General features: G+C 72.5%; 21 protein-coding genes. 10 read left to right on the top strand and 11 right to left on the bottom strand.

Features of this window, described 5'->3' with window-relative positions:
* Nucleotides 1-22: 22 nt before the first annotated feature.
* Complete coding sequence (locus ACWGUG_RS05380) at nt 23-1675, bottom strand: 5-oxoprolinase subunit B/C family protein (protein WP_452324049.1); 1653 nt, start codon at nt 1673-1675, stop codon at nt 23-25.
* A gap of 49 nt (nt 1676-1724) precedes the next feature.
* Nucleotides 1725-2480 (bottom strand): 5-oxoprolinase subunit PxpA, encoded by a 756-nt coding sequence (locus ACWGUG_RS05375; protein ID WP_336393566.1) that lies wholly within the window; start codon nt 2478-2480, stop codon nt 1725-1727.
* Nucleotides 2481-2706: 226 nt separating this feature from the next.
* Here ACWGUG_RS05375 and ACWGUG_RS05370 point away from each other — a divergent pair, with 226 nt between their 5' ends.
* Nucleotides 2707-4587 (top strand): dipeptide ABC transporter ATP-binding protein, encoded by a 1881-nt coding sequence (locus tag ACWGUG_RS05370; RefSeq protein ID WP_452324048.1) that lies wholly within the window; start codon nt 2707-2709, stop codon nt 4585-4587.
* A 32-nt stretch (nt 4588-4619) separates the two neighbouring features.
* On the opposite strand, the gene ACWGUG_RS05365 is transcribed toward ACWGUG_RS05370, so the two are convergent.
* The 3 genes from ACWGUG_RS05365 to ACWGUG_RS05355 all read right to left on the bottom strand — a co-directional run bounded on the left by ACWGUG_RS05365 (nt 4620) and on the right by ACWGUG_RS05355 (nt 8359).
* The gene (locus ACWGUG_RS05365; RefSeq protein WP_336393568.1) at nt 4620-5582 is read right to left on the bottom strand and encodes an ABC transporter permease; all 963 of its coding nucleotides are present in this window, start codon (nt 5580-5582) and stop codon (nt 4620-4622) included.
* Nucleotides 5579-6583, bottom strand: coding sequence for an ABC transporter permease (locus ACWGUG_RS05360; protein WP_336393569.1), 1005 nt, complete (start codon nt 6581-6583; stop codon nt 5579-5581). The genes ACWGUG_RS05365 and ACWGUG_RS05360 overlap by 4 nt, the downstream gene beginning before the upstream one ends.
* Before the next feature lie 105 nt (nt 6584-6688).
* A complete protein-coding gene (locus ACWGUG_RS05355; RefSeq protein WP_336393570.1) occupies nt 6689-8359 on the bottom strand; it encodes an ABC transporter substrate-binding protein in 1671 nt (556 codons plus the stop codon).
* A gap of 257 nt (nt 8360-8616) precedes the next feature.
* On the opposite strand from ACWGUG_RS05355, the gene ACWGUG_RS05350 reads away from it, so the two are divergent.
* The 3 genes from ACWGUG_RS05350 to ACWGUG_RS05340 all read left to right on the top strand — a co-directional run bounded on the left by ACWGUG_RS05350 (nt 8617) and on the right by ACWGUG_RS05340 (nt 10821).
* Nucleotides 8617-9480 carry a spermidine synthase gene (locus tag ACWGUG_RS05350; RefSeq protein WP_452324047.1) on the top strand — a complete coding sequence of 288 codons (864 nt, stop codon included), beginning with the start codon at nt 8617-8619 and terminating at the stop codon, nt 9478-9480.
* Between the two features lie 274 nt (nt 9481-9754).
* Nucleotides 9755-10282, top strand: a complete 528-nt coding sequence (locus ACWGUG_RS05345; protein WP_336393572.1) for a hypothetical protein — start codon at nt 9755-9757, stop codon at nt 10280-10282.
* A 44-nt stretch (nt 10283-10326) separates the two neighbouring features.
* Nucleotides 10327-10821, top strand: coding sequence for a SprT-like domain-containing protein (locus ACWGUG_RS05340; RefSeq protein ID WP_452324046.1), 495 nt, complete (start codon nt 10327-10329; stop codon nt 10819-10821).
* Here ACWGUG_RS05340 and ACWGUG_RS05335 read toward each other — a convergent pair.
* A complete protein-coding gene (locus tag ACWGUG_RS05335; RefSeq protein ID WP_452324045.1) occupies nt 10815-11474 on the bottom strand; it encodes a 2-phosphosulfolactate phosphatase in 660 nt (219 codons plus the stop codon). The genes ACWGUG_RS05340 and ACWGUG_RS05335 overlap by 7 nt on opposite strands.
* A gap of 122 nt (nt 11475-11596) precedes the next feature.
* Between ACWGUG_RS05335 and ACWGUG_RS05330 the strand changes: the two genes are divergently transcribed.
* Nucleotides 11597-12145, top strand: coding sequence for a hypothetical protein (locus ACWGUG_RS05330; RefSeq protein WP_378885347.1), 549 nt, complete (start codon nt 11597-11599; stop codon nt 12143-12145).
* On the opposite strand, the gene ACWGUG_RS05325 is transcribed toward ACWGUG_RS05330, so the two are convergent.
* Nucleotides 12129-12722, bottom strand: coding sequence for an NADPH-dependent FMN reductase (locus tag ACWGUG_RS05325; protein ID WP_452324044.1), 594 nt, complete (start codon nt 12720-12722; stop codon nt 12129-12131). The genes ACWGUG_RS05330 and ACWGUG_RS05325 overlap by 17 nt on opposite strands.
* Nucleotides 12723-12891: 169 nt before the next feature.
* On the opposite strand from ACWGUG_RS05325, the gene ACWGUG_RS05320 reads away from it, so the two are divergent.
* Nucleotides 12892-14631 (top strand): gluzincin family metallopeptidase, encoded by a 1740-nt coding sequence (locus ACWGUG_RS05320; RefSeq protein ID WP_336393577.1) that lies wholly within the window; start codon nt 12892-12894, stop codon nt 14629-14631.
* Nucleotides 14628-15935, top strand: a complete 1308-nt coding sequence (locus tag ACWGUG_RS05315) for a hypothetical protein (protein ID WP_452324043.1) — start codon at nt 14628-14630, stop codon at nt 15933-15935. The genes ACWGUG_RS05320 and ACWGUG_RS05315 overlap by 4 nt, the downstream gene beginning before the upstream one ends.
* Nucleotides 15936-15977: 42 nt before the next feature.
* On the opposite strand, the gene ACWGUG_RS05310 is transcribed toward ACWGUG_RS05315, so the two are convergent.
* The 4 genes from ACWGUG_RS05310 to ACWGUG_RS05295 form a co-directional block, all read right to left on the bottom strand.
* Nucleotides 15978-17360, bottom strand: a complete 1383-nt coding sequence (locus tag ACWGUG_RS05310; RefSeq protein WP_452324201.1) for an FtsX-like permease family protein — start codon at nt 17358-17360, stop codon at nt 15978-15980.
* A gap of 95 nt (nt 17361-17455) precedes the next feature.
* Nucleotides 17456-18274: an ABC transporter ATP-binding protein gene (locus tag ACWGUG_RS05305; protein ID WP_336393579.1), complete on the bottom strand. Its 819-nt coding sequence runs from the start codon at nt 18272-18274 to the stop codon at nt 17456-17458.
* Nucleotides 18275-18371: 97 nt separating this feature from the next.
* Nucleotides 18372-19010, bottom strand: coding sequence for a response regulator transcription factor (locus tag ACWGUG_RS05300; RefSeq protein ID WP_336393580.1), 639 nt, complete (start codon nt 19008-19010; stop codon nt 18372-18374).
* Nucleotides 19007-20188, bottom strand: a complete 1182-nt coding sequence (locus ACWGUG_RS05295) for a sensor histidine kinase (protein WP_452324042.1) — start codon at nt 20186-20188, stop codon at nt 19007-19009. Before ACWGUG_RS05295 ends, ACWGUG_RS05300 begins: the two co-directional genes overlap by 4 nt.
* A 294-nt stretch (nt 20189-20482) precedes the next feature.
* Here ACWGUG_RS05295 and ACWGUG_RS05290 point away from each other — a divergent pair, with 294 nt between their 5' ends.
* From ACWGUG_RS05290 to ACWGUG_RS05280, 3 genes are read left to right on the top strand one after another with little or no spacing between them, the layout of a single operon-like run.
* Nucleotides 20483-21331, top strand: a complete 849-nt coding sequence (locus ACWGUG_RS05290) for a nitrilase-related carbon-nitrogen hydrolase (RefSeq protein ID WP_336393582.1) — start codon at nt 20483-20485, stop codon at nt 21329-21331.
* 33 nt (nt 21332-21364) lie between these two features.
* On the top strand, nt 21365-22807 hold the full coding sequence (gene hydA, locus ACWGUG_RS05285) for a dihydropyrimidinase (protein ID WP_336393583.1): 1443 nt from the start codon (nt 21365-21367) through the stop codon (nt 22805-22807).
* Nucleotides 22808-22839: 32 nt separating this feature from the next.
* A complete protein-coding gene (locus ACWGUG_RS05280) occupies nt 22840-23856 on the top strand; it encodes a TIGR03842 family LLM class F420-dependent oxidoreductase (protein WP_452324041.1) in 1017 nt (338 codons plus the stop codon).
* The last annotated feature ends 12 nt before the right edge of the window (nt 23857-23868 follow it).

Here is a 23868-nt window from a genome sequence, read left to right as displayed (position 1 = left end):
CCGAATTCCGGATCAACCCGGCTCAGACGACGACACGGGCGTGGCGGAACCGGATGCGCGTTCCGGGCCTGGCCTGCGCGACGAGGTCGAGCGAGGCATCCGTCACCACGGCGATGACCGGATAGCCGCCGGTCACAGGACCGTCGGCGAGGAGGATCGTCGGCCGCCCGCTCGGGGGCACCTGGAGCGCTCCGGGCACCATGCCCTCGCTGGCGAGCTCGCCCCCGCGCACCCGCACGAGCGCGGGGCCGTCGAGGCGGGCGCCGACCCGGTCGGCGTGGTTCGAGACGGTCCACACGGTGTCGAACAGGGCCTCCAGCGCCGCGGGGGCGAACCAGTCGGCGCGCGGTCCCGGTGCGAGCTCGAGCTCGAGCTCGTCGTCGTGCGGCGCACCCCACGCGGCCGGCGGCGCGACGGGGATCGGCGCGGAGACCTCGTCCCGCACCCCGACGACGTCGCCGGCGCGCAGCGCAGCCGGGCCGAGCCCCGCCAGCAGATCCGTCGCGCGCGAGCCGAGCGCGTGGGGCGCGTCGACGCCCCCTCGGGCCGCGATGTAGCCCCGGGCGCCGTGGACGAACCAGTCGAGGTGCAGCTCGGCACCCGCCGGCCACGCGTGGGCCTGGTACGGGTCGATCTCGCGGCCGTCCAGCCGCACGACGCCCCACGCACCGGTCACCGACACCCACAGGTCGCGCTCGGCGACGGCGCGCAGCCCGCCCATCGTCACCTCGAGACCGGCGGCGCCCTCGGGATTGCCCACCAGCCGGTTCGCCGTGCGCAGTGCGGCGCGGTCGAGCGCCCCCGACACCGCCACGCCGACCGATGCGACCCCGGGTCGCCCGAGATCCTGCACGGTCGTCAGCAGCCCCGGCTCCAGGATCCGGATGCCGCCCGCCGCCACCGCTCCGGATCCGCCCGCGGCCGCCTCACCGGGTCGCCCGCCCGCAGCCTCACCCGATCCGCCGTCCGCCGCTTCGCGCGGGGGGCCATCACCCGGCCGCGACGCCCCGAGTCCCCGCGCCGACGCCTCGCCCGGGGCCGCCGACCCCCGACGCGCCGGCGGACGGAAGCGGACGCGGGTCCCCGGCGCGAGCAGGGCCGGGGAGGCGGCATCCGGGTCGAACAGCGGCGCCGGGGTGGTGCCGATGAGGCGCCAGCCGCCCGGAGTGTCGCGGGGGTAGGCCCCCGTGAAGGCCCCCGCGAGCCCGACCGCCCCGGTGGGGACCCGCGTGCGCGGCGTGTCGAGCCGCGGCACGTCGAACGGCCAGTCGTCGCTGACCAGGTAGCCGAAGCCGGGAGCGAATCCCGTGAACGCGACCTGCCACCGCGCCGCGGCGTGCGCGCGCATGAGCTCGTCGGCGCTCACTCCCAGCAGTCGTGCCGTGTCGGCGAGGTCGGGGCCGTCGTAGACGACGTCCAGCTCCACCTCGCGCGTCGCCGACGGGCCTCGCGGCGCGGCCTCCGCCGCGGCAGCGAGCGCCCACGTCCGCGCGGCCGGCAGCGCGAGCACGCGCGGGTCGATACGGACGAGCACGGTGCGCGCGGCCGGGACGAGGTCGACCACGCCGTCCGGCCGGCGCTCGGCCAGCGCCGCGTGGAGCGCGAGGACCTCCTCGAGCGCGTCCACCTCCAGCAGGAAGGCGCGCTCGCCCATGGGCCGGACCCGGGGAGTCACCGCGCCGCCTCCCCCGCCCGACGCCGGCGGCGACGCGCGCGGCGAGTGGTCACCACGGCGCCCTCACCTCGACGCCTGCCGCGTCGAGCGCGGCGCGCACGGCGCGGGCCATGTCGACGGCGGCGGGAGAGTCGCCGTGGACGCACAGAGAGGCCGCCTCCGCGGCGATCACCGAGCCGTCGATCGCCTCGACGACCGCCTCGCGGGCGAGACGCACCGCCCGTGCGGCCACGGCCTCCGGATCCTCGAGCAGGGCGCCGGGCCGCGCCCTGGGCACGAGCGATCCGTCGGGCAGGTAGCTCCGGTCGAGGAAGGCCTCGTGCACGAAGGGGAGGCCGACGGATGCCGCGGCGCGCGCGATCTCGCCGGGCATCCCGAGCACGGGGAGGGGCCGGCCGAGGAGCGCCGCGCGATCGGCGACGGCGCGGGCGACGGCATCCGCCTGCTCCCGGTCCCTCGTCACCGCGTGATAGAGCGCGCCGTGCGGCTTGACGTAGCGCAGGTCGGCGCCCGATGCGACGAGATCGGCGAGCTGGCGGGCGACGATGAGCGCGAGGTCGGCGGGGTCGAGCACCACCGACACGCGGCCGAAGTTCGCCGTGTCGGGATAGGAGGGGTGGGCGCCGACGGCGACGCCGTGCCGCCCGGCGCGGGCGACCGCGTCGCGCATCGACGCGGCGTCGCCCGCATGACCGCCGCACGCGACGCTGGCGCTCGAGATGACGGCGAACATCGCTTCGTCGTCGGCCGTCGGCACGCCGCCGACGGTCTCGCCGAGGTCCGCGTTGAGGTCGATCGCCGCCATGTGCTCCACGGTACTGCCGCCGGTCGCCTGCCGGATCAGTGAGCACAACTCCACGGATCCGGCGGTTGCGGGCGACAAATGCCCGCTGTGCCGGAGCCGCCGGCGCGAGGGTGTGGAGATGTGCGCAAGACCGTCCGCTCGCCCCTCCGAGGGCACGCGTTACGGATGGGTAAAGGCTGTCGCGCTGTCCGTGCGCAACGCGGCGACGCGAGGCAGGATGGAGCCCATGGCCCGATCCTCCGAACGCGCCGTCGCGGGAGCACCGCTGCTCCAGGTGCGCGACGTCGCCGTCGAATTCCAGACCATCGACGGCCCGGTGCACGCCGTCGAGGGCGTCGACCTCGACCTCTCCGCCGGCGAGACGCTGGCGATCGTCGGCGAGTCCGGATCGGGCAAGTCCACGTCCGCCATGGCGGTCATCGGCCTGCTGCCGGGCAACGGCCGGGTGACCAAGGGCAGCATCCTGTTCGAGGGCGAGGACCTGGTCGGCGCCCCCGAGTCGGTGATGCGCACCATCCGCGGGCGGTCGATCGGGCTCGTGCCGCAGGACCCGATGTCGAACCTCAACCCGGTGGCGAAGATCGGCACCCAGATCGCCGAGACGCTCCTCGCGCACGGCCTCGCCACGCGCCGGGACGTCGACCGCAGGGTGGTCGAGACGCTCGCCGCAGCGGGACTGCCCGACGCCGCCGACCGCGCCAAGCAGTATCCGCACGAGTTCTCCGGCGGCATGCGCCAGCGCGCGCTCATCGCGATCGGCCTGGCCTGCGACCCGAAGCTCCTCATCGCCGACGAGCCCACGAGCGCCCTCGACGTCACGGTGCAGAAGACGATCCTCGACCAGCTGGAGCGCATGACCGCCGAGCGGGGCACCGCCGTCATGCTCATCACGCACGACCTCGGACTGGCCGCCGAGCGCGCATCGCGCGTCGTCGTGATGAACCGCGGGCGCATCGTCGAGCAGGGCCCCGCGCGCCAGATCCTCGAAGATCCGCAGCATCCGTACACGCAGGCGCTCGTCAAGGCGGCGCCGTCGGTGGCGGCCGTCCGGCTGCGGCCCGAGGTGTTCCGCACCGCCGCACCGGAGGCTCCCGAGCCCGACATCGCACCGGCAGGAGCGACGGATGCCGCGACCGCCGTCACCGGCCCGACCCCCGCCGAGCACCCCGCCGCGCACCCCGCCGAGGCGCACGCGGCGGCCGACGAGCCGGCCCCAGGGCCCGGCTCGGGACCGGCCCTCACCGGGCCGACGCCCGCCGAGCACCCCGTGGCGCCCGCGGGCGCGCACTCGGCTGGGGACGGCGGCGCGACCGCGGCGCCCGACTACATCGTCGAGGTCGAGGACCTCACCAAGATCTACCGCGTGCGGGGCAGCAAAGAGGACTTCGCCGCCGTGAAGGACGTCTCGTTCGCGATACCCCGCGGCGAGACGGTCGCGATCGTCGGCGAGTCGGGGTCGGGCAAGACCACCACCGCGCGCATGCTGCTGAAGGTGATCGAGCCGACGTCCGGCGCCATGCGCTTCGACGGCGTGGACGTCGCGACGCTCAAGGGCCGGCAGCTGCGCGACTTCCGCCAGCGCGTGCAGCCGATCTTCCAGGATCCGTACTCGTCGCTGAACCCGATGTTCTCCATCGAGCGCATCATCTCCGAGCCCCTGGAGTTCTACCGGCGCGGCTCGTCCAAAGAGCGCGCCGCGCGCGTGCGGCAGCTGCTGGACGATGTCGCGCTGCCGCAGACGATGCTGCGCCGCTACCCGTCCGAGCTGTCCGGCGGCCAGCGGCAGCGCGTCGCGATCGCGCGGGCCCTCGCCCTCTCCCCCGACCTCATCGTCTGCGATGAGCCGGTGTCGGCGCTCGACGTCCTGGTGCAGGACCAGGTGCTGACGCTGCTGCGAGACCTGCAGCGCGAGTACGGCCTGAGCTACCTCTTCATCTCGCACGACCTCGCGGTGGTGCGTCTCATCAGCGACTACGTCTGCGTCATGAAGGATGGGCAGCTGGTGGAGGCGGCATCCTCCGAGGAGATCTTCACCAACCCCCGCGACCCGTACACGCGGCGCCTGCTGGCCTCGATCCCCGGCAACGAGCTCGACATCGCCGTCTGACGACGCCTGCCGCCTCGGCCCCGCCGCCCGGGTCAGCGCGCCCGGGTGCGCGGGTCCATCGCCTCGCGCAGCGCCTCGCCGAAGAGCGTGAAGCCGAGTGCGGTGATGGTGATGCAGATGCCGGGCAGGAACGCCAGCCACGGCGCGACGGCCAGCTCGAGCTGCGCATAGGTGAGCATGCGCCCCCACTCGGCGGTCTGTGGCACGTCGCCGCCGAGGCCGAGGTACGACAGCGCGGCCGCCTCGATGACGGCCGTCGCCAGCGACAGCGTGCCCTGCACGATGACCGGTCCGACCGAGTTCGGCAGCACGTGGCTCATCGTGATCTTGCCGCGCCCGAGGCCGAGCGTCTGCGCCGACAGCACGTAGTCGGCGTTGCGCTGCTGGAGCATCGAGGCCCGGAGCAGGCGCGCGAACACCGGTACCTGGGCCACGCCGATGGCGATCATCAGCGAGGCCTGCGTCTGGCCGAGGACCGCCGCCACCGACACCGCGAGCAGCAGCGACGGCACCGACAGGAGGATGTCGACGATGCGCATGACGAGCGTGTCGACCCACCCGCCGAACATGCCGCACAGGAACCCGAGGATCATGCCGCCGATGAGGCCGATCGCCGTCGAGACGACGCCGATGATCAGCGTGGCGCGCGCGCCCCAGATGAGCTTGGACAGCACGTCGCCGCCGAAGCGGTCCAGGCCCAGCGGGAACTCGGGGATCTCGCCCGGCCCGGGGATGTGCGTCGGCGTGATGTACCGCTGGCCGGGAAGCTCGGTCGGACCGTACGGCGCCAGCCAGGGCGCGAGGATCGCGACCAGCACGAGGAGGGCGATGATCGCGCCGCCCACCCACGCGCTGGGGTTGCGGCGCAGGCGCCGGAAGACGTCGCGCCAGAACCCGCCGCCGCCGGTCTTGGCGGCCAGCAGCTCCTTGTCGTCGACGGCGGTGTCGTCGACGGGCCCGCCGCTGGGGGCGGGGGGAAGCATCGCGGATGTCATGAGACCCTCACTCTCGGGTCGATGAAGCTGTACGACACGTCGACCGCCAGGTTGATCAGGGCGTAGCCGATCGCGATGAAGATGATGAACCCCTGCAGCACGGGGTAGTCCCGCGTGAAGATCGCACGCGCCAGGAACGAGCCGATGCCCGGATAGGCGAAGACGGTCTCGGTGAGGACCGCGCCCGAGATCAGCAGGCCCACCTGGAGTCCGATCGTGGTGATGACCGGCAGCATGGCGTTGCGCAGGATGAAGCGGCTGCGGATCGTCGACCGCGAGATGCCCTTGGCCATGCCGGTGCGCACGTAGTCGGAGTTCTGCACCTCGAGCACCGACGCGCGGGTGATGCGCACGATGATCGCGAGCGGGATGGAGGCCAGCGCGATCCCGGGCAGGATCAGGTGCAGGAAGGCGTCCCACGCGGCATCCCACTCACCCGTCAGGATGCCGTCGAGCACGTAGAAGCCGGTGTAGTGCGTCGCGTCGAGCCGCGGATCCTGCCGTCCCTCGGACGGCAGCCAGCCGAGCTGGACGGCGAAGACCCACTTCAGCATGAACGCCAGGAAGAAGACCGGGATGGTGATGCCCAGGAGGCTCGCGCCGACCAGGACGTGGTCGGACGCCCTGCCGTGGCGGCGGGCGGCGAGATAGCCGAGGGGGATGCCGATGCCGACGGCGAGGATGATCGCGAAGACGCTCAGCTCGATCGTCGCGGGGAGGCGGCGCAGGAACTCCTCGATGACCGGCTGGCGCGTCTGCAGCGAGACGCCGAAGTCACCCGACAGGAGCTGGCCGAGCCAGGTGAAGTACTGCACGAGGATCGGCTCGTTGAAGCCGTACTGCTCGTTGATCTGCTCGACGGCCTCAGGCGTCGCCCGCTCGCCCAGCAGGGCGACGGCGGGCCCGCCGGGAAGGGCACGAACCCACAGGAACAGCAGGATCGACAGGCCGAACAGGGTGGGGATCAGCAGGAGCAGTCTGCTCCCGATGGTGCGTAGCACGGATGCTCTCTCCGGGGGACGGGCGGCGCGGGTGCGCCGTCGGGTCGGGCGGGGAAGCCGGAGCGGATGCCGCGGCCCGGGGCCGCGGCATCCGCTCTGCCTTCCTTACTCGCTCAGCTCCACCATGTTGTACACCTCGTCCTGCACGGGGCTGGCGGGGTACGAGGTCACGCGCTCGGCGAAGGCCAGCGTCGGGACCGGGTGCGCCAGCGGGACGCCCGGCAGGAACTCCATGATCTGCTCGTTGACGGCGAGGTACGCCGCCTCCTGCTCGTCGGCGTTCGCGAGGCCGCGGGCCTCGGTCAGCGCTGCGGTGAGCTCCTCGTTCGTGAAGCCCCACTCGTTGCCGGGGGTGGCGAAGAACGTCCCGACGAAGTTGTCGGGGTCGTTGTAGTCGCCGGTCCAGCCGAGCAGGTGCAGACCGTGGTCGGCGCCGCCCTGGATGCGGTCGAGGTAGGTGGGGTTCCAGTCCTCGCCCACGGGGGTGACCACGATGCCGACGGCCTCGAGCTGCGATGCCAGGTTCGTGAAGATCTGCTCCGGGTTGGGCATGTACGGGCGCGACACGTTGACGGGGTAGTTGAACTGCAGCGTCAGCGGGTTGGCCTCGTCGTAGCCCGCCTCGGCGAGCAGCGCCTTGGCCGCCTCCGGGTCGTAGTCGTACGTGGTGACGTCCTCGTTCCACCCGATGACGACGGGCGGCATGAACTCGCGGGCGACCTCGGTGCCCTCCGGGAGCACCTGGGTGACGAGCTGCTCCTTGTCGATCGCCTGGGCGATCGCCTGACGCACGCGGATGTCGGCGAGCTCCGGCACGGCCTGGTTCATCGCCAGGTACAGGATGTTGAACGGCTCGCGGTTGACGAGCTTGAAGCCGGCCTCCTCGAGGGAGGCGAGGTCGGCGGGCGCGACGAGGTCGTAGCCGTCGATCGAGCCGGACTCGAGCGCCTGGCGGCGGGCGGTGGTGTCGCCGATCACCTGGAAGATGATCTCCTGCACCTGGCCCTGCTCACCCCAGTAGTCCTCGTAGGCGCTGAGGGTGACCGATTCGCCCGGTGCCCACTCGTCGAACTTGAAGGGACCGGTGCCGACGGGGTGGCCCTGCGCGTACTCGCTGAGCACGGGCGCCTCCGCCGTGCCGCCGACCTCATCGGCGCTGAACTCCTCCAGGGCCGCGGGGCTCTGGATCGCGAACGACGGCAGCGACAGTGCGGGGATGAAGCCCGCGAACGGCTGGGTCAGCGTGATGACCGCCTCGGTGTCGCTCGTCGCCTCGCAGCCGCCGTAGATCGACGTGCCGGTCTCGGCGTAGCCGCGCATGAGCTTGCCCCAGTAGTACGAGAGGCTCTCGGTGGCGGCCAGGCCGGTGAAGTTGTTCATCCGGTCGAAGTTGAAGCACACGGCCTCGGCGTTGAAGTCCGTGCCGTCGTGGAAGGTGACGCCCTCCTTCAGCTGGAAGGTGTACTCGAGGCCGTCCTCGGACTGCTCCCAGCTCTCGGCGAGCCCGGGGGCGGGGTCGGCCGAGCCCGGCTCGACGCCGACGAGGCCTTCGAAGATCTGCCGCGAGACGCGGAACGTCTCGCCGTCGTTCGCCATCGCCGGGTCGAGGCCTGCGATGTCGCCGGAGGAGCCGAAGATGAACGTCGAGTCGACGTCGGCGGCCTCGTCGGTCGCGCCGCCCTCGTCCCGCTGGCTCGCGCAGGCGGTGAGGACGACCGCGCCGACGGCGATCGCTGCGGCGCCGGTGAGCCAGCGCCTTCTGGCGGTGTGGAGCATGTGCTGTGCACCTTCCATGTCGTGTGGGCTCCGCTGCACATCGATGTGGAGCAGAGGTGCGCGCAGCCCTCATCGGGGAGTGATCCTCCGACGCTACCCGCGCGGAACCCCTCCGTCGGTTACGCCTGTGTCTCGATTCGGTTTCGGTGAAGACGGATGCCGCTTCCTCAGCGTTCTGCCAACCCCATCCGCACGCTCGCGCGCAGAAGTGTCAAACCGGCGCGACGCAGGCACGGGGTGCGGCTAACGTGGTGGCCATGGCACGCGCGAGGGACGAGCCGGCCGCACCGACTGCCCGACTGTCGGACGGCACCCTGGCGCGGATCGTGCGCTCGCCCTTCGGCGGCGGCTGGGAGCTCGACGTCGACGGTACGCCGCAGTCGCACGTGGACCTCGACGATCCGACGCACCTGCACTTCGAGTACATCGCGCGCATGGGGGCGGTGATCGACCAGCTGCGGATGCCGGGGCAGCCGCTGACGGCGATCCACCTGGGCGCGGGCGCGCTGACCATCCCGCGGTACGTCGAGGCGACGCGGCCGGGGTCCCGGCAGCAGGTGGTCGAGCTCGAGCCGGCGCTGTGGGATCTCGTGCGCGAGAACCTCCCCCTGCCGCGCGGAGCGTCGGTGCGGGTTCGGATCGGCGACGCCCGGCAGGCGCTCGGCCGCCTGCCCGCCGGTCTCGTCGGCGCGGCGGACCTCGTCGTGTCGGACGTGTACTCGGGCGCCCAGACGCCCGCGCATCTGACGACGGTGGAGTTCTTCACCGAGGCGGCGCGCTTCCTCGCCCCGGACGGCGTGCTGCTGGTCAACGTCGCCGACGGCGCGGGCCTGGCGTTCGCGCGCCGCGAGGTCGCCACGGTGCGCGCCGTGCTCGAGCACGTCGTGGTGCTCGCCGAGGTGCAGACCCTGAAGGGACGCCGCTTCGGCAACCTCGTGATCGCGGCCTCGCGCGCCCCGCTCCCGACCGAGTGGCTGCCGCGGCTCATGGCCGCCGGCCCCCACCCGGCCAAGGTGGCCGAGGGCCGCGAGCTCGACGACTTCGTGCGCGGTGCGCGGGTGGCCACCGACGCCGATGCGACGCCCTCGCCCAAGCCCTCGGCATCCGTCTTCACCCGCTGACCCCCCCCACCCGCCCGCCTTTGCCCTCCCTTCCTCCCTCCGCCGAGATACCGCGAACTCGGCGAGGTACCACGACATGGGCGCCGACGGCATGGTCGTTCGGCGAGATCGCGGTTACTGGGTGAGAGGAGAGGAGAAGGGAGGGAGGGAGGGAGGGAGGGAGGGGCGGGGACGGACGAGGGGGCGGATGCCGCGACTCGGCGTGGCACGACGGAGACCCACGCGGCGCCAGGCACACTGGATGCAGCCATCGGCGCGGCGAAGGGAGTCAGACGTGAGCTACATCCGCGGGTACGATCCCGACACCCTCCGCGAGCAGGTGGATCCGCGCCAGTGCAAGGAGCGGCTGGAGGAGATCGGCGAGCAGCGCAGCCTCCCCGCCCTGCTCGAGCGGGTGTGGCTGCTGAAGGTGCTCGACCGCCTCGACGACGCGCTGGTCGTCTCGGAGCAGTCGGTGCGCGTGGCCCGCATGGCCGGCACCCGCAAGGACCTGCTGCGGGCGCGCATCCTGCACGCCACCGTGCTGCAGGCGCGCGAGGCCTACGCCGCGGCGGATCAGGAGCTGACGACGTGCGCCGAGGAGGCCGAGGGGCAGGGTTGGGCCGGCATCGCCGCGTTCGCGCTGCAGCATCGCGGCAAGGTGAACTACGACGCCGGCGACTTCGAGGCGGCGCGCAAGGACTTCAAGCGGGCGCTGTTCCTCCGGCAGGAGTCGGGGGCGACCGAGGACCAGCTCGAATCGACGCTGCTCGCGATCGACGCGGCCGACCGGCGCCGCGCGGCGGCCTCGGTGGCCAGCTGACCCGCCCCGGCCCGAGTGTCGGAGATACGTTCTAGTCTCGCGTCATGTCGGAACTGCATCGCGTGCGGCACTGGGCCGAGGCCCTGATCGCCGCCCACCTCGACGGGTCGTGGACCTTCGCGTTCGACAACGCCAAGCGCCGCGCCGGGCTCTGCGACTACTCGCGCAAGCGCATCAGCGTCTCGCGCTACCTCGCCGCGCGGTACGACGACGACACCAACCACCAGACGCTGCTGCACGAGGTCGCGCATGCGCTGGCGGGCCCCCGGGCCGGGCACGGCCCCCGCTGGAAGGCGGTCGCGCGCGACCTCGGCTACGTCGGTGGCACCACGCACGACGGTGAGACCGCGGTGGAGCTCGCGCCGTGGATCGGCGTCTGCCCCGCCGGGCACGTCGCCTACCGCCATCGCAAGGCCACGCGCCCGACCTCCTGCGCGAAGTGCGCGCCGCGTTTCGACGAGCGCCACGCCTTCGCCTGGACCCGCCGCGACATCACGCGTGCGACGCGGCTCGCCGCGATGACGCCGCGGGATCAGTAGGCGACGAAGCGGCCCTCGCGCAGCACCGGGACGACGGATGCCGCATCCACCGCGGCCGCGTTCAGCACCTCGTCGCGCGACGCCGCCTGCGGGTGGTCCGGGCGTCCCAGGAGCTCCTGTCCGGAGGCGCTGGCGGTCAGGAGGTGCCGCACCGCGCCGCGCAGCCCGCGGAACGCCTCGCAGGCCGCCGCCGCCTCCGGCGACGTGTGGTCGATGCCGACCGTGCCCAGCGCATCGATGACGGCGCCGGCGCCGAGCTGATCCTCGACGGCGAACCGCAGCGGCGCTCCGCTCCACCGGCCGGCGAGCTCGCCCGCGGCGATCACGGCGATGCTCGTGCGTTCGGCGCGACGGCGCTGGATATCGAGCACCGCGTCGGCGACCGCGCGGGCATCACGCAGACATCCGAGCAGCACGGTGGCGCCGGTCTCGGCCGCCGCCGCCGCGACGGCCGCACCGTTCAGCGACACCGCGTGCGCGGAGGCGTCGAGCGGCGGGGTCTCGCCGCGGGCCACGGCATCCGTCACCGTCGTGGAGAACCGCAGCACGTCGACCACCACGACGACGTCGGCCGGGGCGAGCCGGCGAAGCCCCTCGACACCCCAGTCGTGACGGACCTGGTAACGCTGCTGGTCGAAGGGGCTCTCGGGCATCCGTCCAGCCTAAGCCGACGCGATCGCGGGTCCTCGGCCGGCCCCCCGGCACGGACCGCCCGTGCTCAGCCGAAGCGCGCGAGAGCCGCGACCATCCGACACACAGGGTGCGACACTGGAGCATGCGGATCCTGCTGAAGTTCGTGATCGACTGCGACCCCGACGCGGCGTGGCGGGCGCTGCACTCGCCACGGGCGGTGGCCGAGCTGTACGGTCCGGTGCTCGGCCTCGAGCCCCTCGTCCCCAGTGGGCTGCCGACCTCGTGGTCGCCCGGCGATGACGTGCCGGTGCAGCTGTCGGCGTTCGGGTCGGTGCCGGTCGGCCGCCAGCTGATCCACGCGAGCGAACGGCGCGTCGACGGGCCGGGCGGCGAGGTGCGCATCTTCCGCGACAGCGGCATCCCGCTCACGGGGCCCCTCGCGAGCCTCGACGTCTGGGACCACCAGATGGCCGTGGCGCCGGCACCGGGACAGCCGGGCAAGACCCTCTGGCGCGACCGGCTCGTGATCGGCGGACCCACCGCCGCGCTCCTGTGGCCGATGCTGTGGGCGACCTGGCAGTGGCGCGCCGCGCGCATCCGCGCCCTCGCGCCCACGTGGGCGCACGACCCCGAGCCGGCGGATGCGGCCGAGGCCGCGGCATCCGGCTCGGACGTCACTCCTGCGGGATGACGGTCAGCACGCGCGCGACGTATTCGAGGAACTTCCGCATGAACGTGCGGAGGAACTCCTCGGTCTCGGCGTCGGTCACCCGCGCGTCGTCGTCGATGAGGCCGGGCGTGACCTGGATGTAGGCCTCGGGCGACGTCATCTGCCGTGCGTTCAGGTAGCTCAGCGTGCTGCGCAGCGTCTGCTGGCCCACGGCCGTGCCGATCTTGCCCGGTGACGCCCCGATGACCCCGGTGGGCTTGTCCTCCCAGGCGTTCTGCCCGTACGGCCGGCTGCCCCAGTCGATCGCGTTCTTCAGCGGGCCGGGGATGGACCGGTTGTACTCCGGCGTCACGAAGAGCACGGCGTCGGCGGAGTCCACCGCCTCCTTGAAGTCGATCGCGACCTGCGGGTAGTCGCCGTCGAGATCGCGGTTGTACAGCGGGAGGTCGGCGTATCCGATCTCGAAGAACTCGAGCTCCCGCGGGGCCAGGCGCTGGAGCGCCTCGGCAAGGCGGCGGTTGACGGATTCGCGCGACAGGCTGCCGATGACGATGCCGACGCGGTAGGGCGGTTCGTGCTCAACGATGTCGATCTTCATGGGGCCAGCCTGCACCCGCCGCCGGATGGCCGCACCCGCCTTGACGGACGCCGCGGAACCTGGCACCCGGCGCGACCGGCCCCGCGGGTATCAGCGTGCGCGCGCCACCCCTCTTCCGCATCGGGGCGGTCCACTGCAATGTGGTCCCAAGACCCTGGGGAGGTGCGACATGGCCGACGAAGTCCAGTACGCCGAGCCCGCCGACGAGCCGCGCACGCACGTGACGCTGCGGCTCATCGCGCAGGACCCCGCGGTGAGCGGCGACGACGGGCGCATCCTCACCGCGAACGTGAAGGTGCCGTGGTCGCGGATGGAGGACGGTCCCCGCGGATCCCGGCTGCACGTCGTCGACTACGACACGGCGACCGGCCGCTACGTCAAGCACGCGCCGCTGGGCAGGGAGGATCTGTTCGCGGATGCCGCGGACGACGTGCTGCGCACCGATCTGGCCTTCCACGCGCAGCACGTCTACGCCACCGCCGCGCGCACGCTCGCCACGTTCGAGACGGCGCTCGGGCGCCGGCTGCCGTGGGGCTTCCGCAGCCACCAGCTCTTCCTCGTGCCGCACGCGTTCCCGGAGGCCAACGCGTTCTACTCCTACGACGACAGGGCGCTGCTGTTCGGCTACGTGCCTCCGGTGGACCCCCGCGGCGAGGCGGTGTACACGTGCCTGAGCCACGACGTCGTGGTGCACGAGACGACGCACGCGGTGCTCGACGGCCTCCGCCGGCGGTTCCTCGAGCCGAGCCTGCCCGACCAGGCGGCCTTCCACGAGGGGTTCGCCGACATCGTGGCGCTGCTGTCGGTGTTCTCGATGCGTCCGGTCCTCGAGCAGGCGCTCGGGCGGCCCGACCGCAGCGGCCGGATCCCCCGCAGCCGCGTCGAGCGCGAGGCGCTGCGGCGGAGCATGCTCGCCCGGGTCGCCGAGCAGATCGGCAGCGTGCTGACCCAGGGTCGCGGCGCGCTGCGCCAGTCGGCGCTGAACCCGCCGCCGCAGGACTGGGCGAAGCTTCCCGAGTTCCTCGAGCCGCATCGGCGCGGCGAGGTGCTCGTGGCGATCGCCTTCGACGTCCTCATCGAGATCTGGGTCAAGCGCCTGCAGGCGCTGTTCTCCAGGCCCCGCGGCGAGGGGGCGACCGGCCGGATCACCCTCGACCGGGCGCGCGCCGCCGAGGAGGGCGCCAAGGCGGCGTTCCAGCTGCTCACGATGCTGATCCGGGGTCTGGACTACCTGCCGCCGGTCGAATTCGACTTCGGCGACCTGCTGAACGCCGTGCTGCTGGCCGACAACGAGGTCGCGCCCGACGACGACCTGGGCTACCGGCAGCTCCTGGTGGAGGGATTCGCGCGCGCCGGCATCCAGCGCTCCGCCAACCGCGTGACCGACGTGCTGGAGTCCGAGCTGCCGCCCTACTACCTGGGCATCAACTTCGCCGGCCTGCGCAGCGACCGCGACGAGGTGTTCCGGTTCCTGTGGCAGAACGCCCGCCGCCTGGACGTGTCGACGGACTACTACACCGTGATCGAGTCCGTGCTGCCCACGCAGCGGATCGGCCCCGACGGGCTGATCGTCCCCGAGTCGGTGGCGACGTACGTCCAGATGGCCGAGATGACCGCTCGCGAGTTCACCGACGAGTCGGGGCTGCAGCTGTCGCCGGCCATAGACCCGCGAACGCCCGTCCAGCTGTTCGGCGGCGGAACGCTCATCTTCGACCAGTTCGGCCGCCTGAAGCTGCACGTCCACAAGCGTCTCGACGACTGGCGCCGCCAGCAGAAGCGGCTCGACCACCTCGCCCGGACGGGCCGGCACGACGCCTCGCGGCGCCTCGGGTTCTCGGACAGCGCCGCGCGCGGGCAGACGTTCGCGCAGCTGCACCGCACCGAGCGCAGCTCGGGGGAGACATGGTGAGCGCCGCCGTCCGCACGCGCGTGCGCATGTACCAGGTCGGCTTCGGCGACTGCTTCCTGGTGTCGATCGAGTACGACGGGCCGCTCGAGGACGGGCGCGCCGCCCGGCACATCCTCATCGACTACGGCACCAGCCATTCGCCGCGGGAGGGCATGGCCCGCGGCCGCATGGCGGACGTCGCCGCGCTCGTCGAGGAGCACACCGGCGGCCACCTCGACGTCCTCGTGGTGAGCCACCGTCATCGCGATCACCTCAGGGGATTCGAGGTCGACGCCGGAGCGGCGATCATGAAGCGGCTCGCTCCGACGCTCGTGCTGCGGTCGTGGACGGAGGACCCTGAGCTGTCGGCCACGGCGGACGGCCCGGACGCCGGCGCCGCGCCGGCCGGCCTCAGCCGCGCGTCGGTGCGCTACGCCGCGCTCCTCGCGCAGGCGCAGGAGCACGTCGCCCGGCTCGCGGGGCTCGCCGGCCTCGACGACGAGGTGCGGACGGCCGCGGAGGACCAGCTCAAGAACGCCGAGGCCGTGGCCCTGCTCGACGAGCTGTCGCGCGACGGCCGCGGGCGCTATCTCCACGCGGGCATGGAGTCCGGGATGGAGGCGCTGATCCCCGGGCTCCGGGCGACGGTGCTGGGCCCGCCGACGGTCGACCAGGATCCGCGGGTCGCGAAGCAGCGCGAGGACGATCCGGAGTACTGGCTCACCGCACTGGACGCCTCTTTGCGCATGGTGGGCGCCGCCGCCGACGCCGGCACCCCGGCGCCCATGACCCACGGCCCGGGTCCGGTCCGCTGGCTGATCGACCGCCTGGCCGACCAGCGGACCGCGTCGGCCGCGCGGCTGGTCCGCGACCTCGACGACGCCCTGAACAACACCAGCCTGATCCTGCTGCTCGAGATCGGCGGCCTGTCGCTGCTCTTCCCCGGCGACGCCCAGATCGAGAACTGGCGGCACACGCTGGACCAGCTCCCCGGCGAGCCGCGGCTGCGCGAGCGGCTTGCACGGATCGACCTGTACAAGGTCGGCCATCACGGCAGCCGCAACGCCACGCCGCGCTCGCTGCACGCGCTCTGGAAGGACCGCGCCGACAGCCTGCCCCGGCTCGCCGCGGTGATGTCGACGCGGCAGGGCGTGCACGGCAAGGGCGACAACGCGGTCCCGCAGACGCACCTGGTCACAGCACTGCAGGAGGTCGCCGACCTCTACTCCACCGACGACCTCGTCGGCGGCGAGGAGTACGTCGAACTGGTGTCGGAGGTCTCCGGGGGACCGTTCCGGCCGGTCCCGGCGGCGGGGAACGGATGACCGGATGCCGCGGCCCGCGCGCGCGGGCCGCGGCATCCGTCCTCACTCGGCGAGCGCCTCGACCGCCGCCACCCGCGTCGCGAGCCGGGTCGGCACCACCGCCGCGACGAGGGTGAGCACCGCGGTGGCGGCCACGATGATCGCCACGGGCAGCCACGGCACCGCGGGCGCGACCATCGTGGGCGCCGAGAACGACGGCGGCATCGGCACGGAGCCGAGGAGCGACTGCGCGCCCGCCCAGCCATACGCGATCCCCAGCACGAGACCGGTCACCGTGGCGGCGATCGTGATGTGCGCCGCTTCGAGCAGCACCATCCGACGCACCTGACCCGTCGACACGCCCAGCGCCCGGAGGAGCCCGAGCTCACGGCGGCGCTGCACGACGCCGATCGTCAGGAGGTTGACCAGCCCGACGGCCGCGATGACGGCCGACACGGCGACCAGGCCCATCATGATCCCCGCGAAGGTGTCCAGCAGCGTCGTGAGCTCGTCGGGCGCGTCGCCGCCCGCCGACGTCGTGAGCACCGCCTTCACGGTCTCGAGGGCGACGGCGAACATCGTCACGAGGGTGACCCCCATCACGACGCCGATGGCCATGCGGCTGGAGCGCTCCGGGTAGCGCAGCGCGTTCTCGGCCGCGAGCCGGGCGGTCGCGGACGATCCGAACCACCTGCCGACGAGCCGCAGCACCGGCGGCATGACCAGGGTCGCCCCCAGTGCGAGCCCCGTGAAGGAGAAGATCCCGCCGAAGAAGGCGATCACCACGCCGAGGGGGCTGAGCAGGCCCAGCGCGATGCCCGCGACCAGCAGCGCGCCGCCGATCGCGAACAGCGCCACGGCGGCGCCGTTGCGGGGGCCGCGGCGCGCGAACGCGTCGTGGGATGCCTCCACCGACCCGCCGAGCGCCTGCAGCGGCGTCACGGTGAGCACGCGGCGGGAACCCGCCCACGCCGCGGCCCACGTGGTCAGGGCGACGACGGTCGCCGGGACCACCAGCACCGGCTGGACGACGGCGTACTGGACGCCGTCGATGCCGAGGTATGCGACGGCGAGGGCGACCCCGGCCCACGACACCAGCGTGCCGCCGACGAGTCCGAGCAGCGCGCCCACGATGCCCACCGCGAGACCCTGCCGAGCCACCTCGGCGCGCTGCGACCGCGCCGATGCGCCGATGAGCCGCAGCAGGGCGATCCGGCGGGTGCGGCCGGCGATCACCGTGGCGAACGTGTTGGCAGTGACGATGGCAGCGACGTAGACGGCGACGCCGATGAGCAGGACGCTCATGATGCCCAGCACCGCGGCGAGCGTGCCGCTGTCGCCGATGAACGGGTCGGCGCGGAGGACGGCCGCGATGAACCCGGTCGCGCTGAGCAGGATCGCCCCGAACGCGCTCGAGATCGCCGCGACGAGGATGCTCGCGCCCATACCCCGCTCGCGGAGCCATCCGAGAGGCGCCGCGACCGCGGCCCCGGCCCCGCGGGTCGCCGGCGTGCGCTCCGCCGTCGGCGCTGCGACGGCGCTCACGAGGCGGCCTCCGCGACCGGAGCCGCGGCGACCGGCGCCGCCGCCACCGGCGCCGCCGCGCCGAGCTCGGAGGCCAGCATGTACGCCGAGATCTCCTCCGCGCTCTGGCGGGGCTTGTCGGCGACGATGCGGCCGTCACCGAGGAACAGGACGCGGTCCGCGTGCGAGGCGGCGACCGGGTCGTGGGTCACCATGGCGATGGACTGGCCCTGGTCGCGGCTCGCGGCGGCGAGGAGCGCCAGCACCTCGCGGCCCGAGCGGGAGTCGAGGTTGCCGGTGGGCTCGTCGGCGAACACCAGGTCGGGCGCCGTTGCGAGGGCGCGCGCGATCGCGACGCGTTGCTGCTGGCCGCCCGAGAGCTGGTGCGGCCGATGGCGAAGCCTGCTCGTCAGCCCCAGGCGCTCGACGAGCCCGTCGATGCGGGACCGCTCGAGCGTCGTCGGGCGGCGTCCGTCGAGGTCGAACGGCAGCAGGATGTTGCCCAGCGCGTCGAGGGTCGGCACGAGGTTGAACGCCTGGAAGACGAAGCCGACGCGCCGCCGGCGCAGGATCGTGAGCTCCAGATCGCTGAGGCCGGTGATGTCGGTGTCGCCGATCCATGCCCGGCCCGAGGTCGGGGCGTCGAGCCCGGCCATGATGTGCATGAGCGTGGACTTGCCCGAGCCCGACGGGCCCATGATGGCGGTGAACTCGCCGCGACGGATGCCGACGGTCACGCCGTCCAGTGCGCGGACCGTGCTCTCGCCGGTGCCGTAGGTCTTGGTGAGCTGGTGGACCCGGGCGGCGAGGCCCAGATCGGTCGAAGAGATTTCCATGTCCTCGACGGTAGGAAGCGCCTGCTGTCGCGCGCGTCCGCCTGGCGAGGCATCCGTCTACATCCCCGGGATGATCCTCCCCGCCGCATCCCGCCGGTCAGACGAGGTCGTGCTCGAAGGCGAAGACGACCAGCTGCACCCGGTCGCGGAGGGCGAGCTTGGTCAGGATGCGACTGATGTGCGTCTTCACCGTCGCCTCGGAGAGGAACTCCCGCGCCGCGATCTCGGCGTTGGACAGGCCGCGCGCGGCGAGGGCGAAGATCTCCCGCTCGCGCTCGGTGAGCTCGCCGTAGGCGGCGGGGACCGGGCGGGCGGCGGCATCCGTGAATCTTGCGAAGAGCTCCCGGGTGGCGGATGCCGCGATCACGGCCGATCCCGCGTGCACCGTGCGGATCGCCGCGAGGAGGAACTCGGGGTCGGCGTCCTTCAGCAGGAAGCCGCTCGCACCCTGGCGGATCGCCCGCGCCGCCGCCTCGTCGAGGTCGAACGTCGTGAGCATGACGATGCGCGGGGGCTCGGGGTCGGTGAGGAGCTCGGCGGTGGCGGCCAGTCCGTCCATGACGGGCATCCGGATGTCCATGAGCACGACGTCGGGCCGGGTCTGGCGCACGGCGTCGACGGCCTCGCGGCCGTCCGACGCCTCGGCGACCACCTCGAGGTCGGGCTGCGAATCGACGAGCATGCGGATGCCGGCGCGGAAGAGCGCCTGGTCGTCGACCAGCGCGACGCGGATCATGCGAGTCCTCCGATCGGGATCAGTGCGGTCACCGCGAACGCGCCGTCCTCGTCCGCCGCGTCGAGCCGGCCGCCGGCGAGCTGGGCGCGTTCGCGCATGCCGATCAGGCCGTGCCCCGCCTTCGGCGTGCGCGGGCCGGGCGGCAGCGGGTTGCGCACCCCCAGCTCCACACGGTCGGCGAGCCACGCCAGCCGCACGTCGACCGGACCTCCGGGCGCGCCGTGTCGCAGGGCGTTGGTGAGCGCCTCCTGGAGGATGCGGTACACGGCCAGCTGGACCGCGCCCGGCGGCTCCCCGGGCGGTGCCGGATCGACGTCGACCCGCAGCCGCACGCCGGCGGCCCGCACCTGCGCGTAGAGCTCCTCGAGGTCGGCGAGCGTCGGCTGCGGGCCGTCGCCCTGACGGTGGCGCAGCTGCCCGAGGAGCAGCCGCACATCGGCGAGGGCGGAGCGCGCCGTGCTCGCGATCGTGGCGAGCGCCTCGGTCGCGACCGCGGGATCGGATCCGGCCGCGTAGCGTGCGCCGTCCGCCTGGGCGACCACGACCGCGAGCGAGTGCGCGACGACGTCGTGCATGTCGCGCGCGATGCGCACGCGCTCCTGCTCGGCGATGGCCTCGGCCTCGGCCCGCTGCTGCGCCTCGCGGTTCTCCCGCGCGCGCACCGCCGTCCGCACGAGCGCGCCGATCGTCCACGCCAGGCCCAGCGCGAAGGCGGCCGCCACGAGCATCACCAGCGCGAGCGGCAGCGTCTGCCAGGTGAGGCCGCCGGAGTACAGCGGCCCCGCCGCGAGGTAGACGGTGATCACCAGCGCGCCCACGAGCGCCGAGACAAGGCCCGCCCAATAGACGCGGGAGCCGCCATAGGCCGCCGTGGCGTACAGGACGGCGAAGATCGCGACGTCGGCGAAGCCCGGCGGGCGCCCGAATCCCATCTGCAGCAGTGCGCCCGCCCACGCAAGCCCCAGCGCGAGCGCCGGTGAGAGGCGGCGCACGGCGAGCGCCGCACCGAAGAACAGGGCGATGACGAACGCCTCGAGCGCCGGGAACGTCCCCTGCAGCGGTGCGCCGTAGCCCGTCGCGCCGGTGACGACGTGCTCGATCGGCCACGCCGCGAGGAAGAAGAGCACGCCCAGCGAGACGTCGACGACGAGCTGGTACGTCTTCAGGCGGCGGAACACCGTTTCACGTTACGGGAGACCAGCGGGCGCGGCATCCGTCCCGCGCTGTACCTGCGGCCCCGATGGCATCCTCCGCCGGATGTATCCATAAGGTCTGCTGGACCCACCATTGCGCGGCACCGGGTGAGGCTTTACTGTCGCGTCACAGGCCGAAACCGACGGGAAACGTGCAGTCGACAGGATCGTGGTGCGGGGCCGCCCCATCGATCGGACCCGTCGGTCCCAGCCCGAGGGATGCCCCCGCGGGGGCGCGGACGACGAGCCGGCGAGCGCCGGCTCACGAACGGAGACACGATGACGACGGTACGCGCGGCGATCTCGCAGACCACCTGGACGGGCGACAAGGAGTCGATGCTCGACAAGCACGAGGGCTTCGCCCGGGATGCCGCGGCGCAGGGCGCGCAGGTGGTGTGCTTCCAGGAGCTGTTCTACGGCCCCTACTTCGGCATCACGCAGGACAAGAAGTACTACGGCTTCGCCGAGCCCGCCGACGGGCCGATCGTGCAGCGGTTCGCCGCGCTGGCCAAGGAGCTGGGCCTGGTCACGGTGCTGCCGATCTACGAGGAGGCCGAGACCGGGGTCTACTACAACACCGCGGTGCTCGTCGACGCCGACGGCAGCATCCTCGGCAAGTACCGCAAGCACCACCTCCCGCACCTCGACCGGTTCTGGGAGAAGTTCTACTTCCGCCCGGGCAACCTCGGGTACCCGGTGTTCGAGACCGCCGTCGGACGCGTCGGGATGTACATCTGCTACGACCGCCACTTCCCGGAGGGGTGGCGCGAGCTGGGACTGAACGACGCGCACATGGTCTTCAACCCGAACGCGACCAAGCCCGGGCTGTCGAACCGGCTGTGGGAGGTCGAGGGTCCCGCCGCGGCCGTCGCGAACGGGTACTTCGTGCTGCAGCCCAACCGCGTGGGGCGCGAGGACAACGAGTACGGCGACCTCGCTGTCGACTTCTACGGCACCAGCCAGGTGATCGACCCGCGCGGGAACTTCGTCGGCGAGCGCGGATCCGGCGACCACGAGGAGCTGCTGGTGCGCGACCTGAACATGGACATGGTGCGTGAGATGCGGGACGACTGGCAGTTCTACCGCGACCGCCGGCCCGACTCCTACACGAAGATCGCGAAGCCCTGAGGGCCTGACAGGCTCGGCCACCGGAGGACTGACATGGCAACGACACTCATCAAGGGCGGCACCGTCGTCTCGGCGACGGGACGCGGCGAGGCCGACGTGCTCATCGACGGCGAGACCATCGCGGCCGTGCTCGCGCCCGGCTCGCAGCTGCTGGGCACGGATGTCGCGGCATCCGTCGACACGGTCATCGACGCGACCGGGAAGTACGTGATCCCGGGCGGCATCGACGCGCACACCCACATGGAGCTGCCGTTCGGCGGCACCAACGCGTCGGACACGTTCGAGACCGGGACGCGGGCGGCCGCGTGGGGCGGCACGACGTCGATCATCGACTTCGCCGTGCAGCGCTACGGCGAGCGCGTGCAGGACGGGCTCGCGGCGTGGCACGAGAAGGCCGCCGGCAACTGCGCGATCGACTACGGCTTCCACCAGATCGTCGGCGGCGTCGACGACGACTCCCTCGCGGCGATGCGGGGCCTGCTCGACGAGGGCGTCTCGAGCTTCAAGCTCTTCATGGCCTACCCCGGCGTGTTCTACTCCGACGACGCGCAGGTGCTCAAGGCCATGCAGGTATCGGCGGAGACCGGCCTGCTCACGATGATGCACGCCGAGAACGGCCCGGCGATCGACGTGCTCGCGGCGCAGCTGGCCGAAGCCGGCAAGAAGGCGCCGTACTACCACGGCATCGCGCGCGCCTGGCAGATGGAGGAGGAGGCCACGCACCGCGCGATCATGCTGGCGAACCTCACCGGCGCGCCGCTGTACACGGTGCACGTGAGCGCCAAGCAGGCCGTCGACCAGATCGCCTGGGCGCGCGACCAGGGCTGGAACGTGTTCGGCGAGACCTGCCCGCAGTACCTGTACCTCTCGCTGGAGGAGCAGCTGGGCGCGTTCAGCGAGGAGTGGGGGCAGTTCGAGGGTGCCAAGTGGGTGTGCTCGACGCCGCTGCGCAGCAGCAAGGAGGGCCACCAGCACCACATGTGGCAGGCGCTGCGCACCAACGACATCCAGATGGTCTCGACCGACCACTGCCCGTTCTGCATGAAGGGCCAGAAGGAGCTGGGTCTCGACGACTTCCGCGCGATCCCGAACGGCATCGGCTCGGTCGAGCACCGCATGGACCTGATGTACCAGGGCGTCGTCACGGGCAAGATCACGCTCGAGCGGTGGGTGGAGCTGACCTCCACCACACCCGCGCGCATGTTCGGCCTGTACGGCAGGAAGGGCGTCATCCAGCCGGGCGCCGACGGCGACATCGTCGTCTACGACCCGAACGGCCACACGTCGATCGGCCTCGGCGAGGGCCGCACGCACCACATGAACATGGACCACTCCGCATGGGAGGGCTACGAGATCGACGGGCATGTCGACACCGTGATCTCCCGCGGCAAGGTCGTGGTCGACGGCGGCCGGTACCACGGCTCCAAGGGCGACGGGCGCTTCCTCAAGCGCGGCCTCTCGCAGTACCTCATCTGATTCCCGGCGATCGAGCGGAGCGTATCGAGATCATGGACTTCGGCGTCGTCCTGCAGACCAACCCGCCCGCCGCGCGCACCGTGCAGCTCGCCAAGCTCGCCGAGGCGCACGGCTTCAGCCACGTGTGGACGTTCGACTCGCACCTGCTGTGGCAGGAGCCCTACGTCATCCACTCGGCGATCCTCGCCGAGACCAAGCGCGTCACGGTGGGGCCGTTCGTGACGAACCCCGCGACGCGGGACTGGACGGTGACGGCCTCCGTGTTCGCCACGCTCAACGAGATGTACGGCAACCGCACGATCTGCGGCATCGGCCGCGGGGACTCGGCGGTGCGGGTGACCAACGGCAAGCCGGTGACGATGGCCGAGCTGCGCGAGTCCATCCACGTGATCCGCGAGCTCGCGAACTCGCGGCCCGTCGAGTACCACGGCTCGACGATCCGGTTCCCGTGGAGCCGGGGCTCGCAGCTGGACGTGTGGGTGGCGGCGTACGGGCCGATGGCGCTCACGCTCACCGGCGAGGTGGGCGACGGGTTCATCCTGCAGCTGGCGGACGTCGACATCGCCGCGTGGATGATCAAGACGGTGAAGGATGCCGCGGCCGCCGCCGGCCGCGACCCCGACTCGCTCGCCTTCTGCGTGGCCGCCCCGATGTACATCGGCGACGACGAAGCGCACATGCGCGACCAGTGCCGGTGGTTCGGCGGCATGGTGGGCAACCACGTCGCCGACATCGTCGCGAAGTACGGCCATCACGGCGCCATCCCCGACGCGCTCGCCGACTACATCGAGGGACGCAAGGGGTACGACTACAACACCCACGGCAAGGCCGACAACGACCACGTCGACTTCGTCCCCGACGAGATCGTCGAGCGCTTCTGCATCCTGGGCTCGGCATCCGACCACATCGCCAAGCTCGAACAGCTGCGCGAGCTGGGGGTCACCCAGTTCGCCGGCTACCTGCAGCACGACAACAAGGAGGAGACGCTCCGCGTCTACGGCGAGACCGTGATCCCGGCGCTGCAGACCCACGTGACGGCCAAGTCGTGAAGTCGGCACCGG

The sequence above is a fragment of the Microbacterium sp. NPDC055455 genome, from assembly GCF_053619935.1.
Note: the sequence above shows the minus strand (reverse complement) of the source record. Positions and strands in the feature narration are given on the sequence as shown.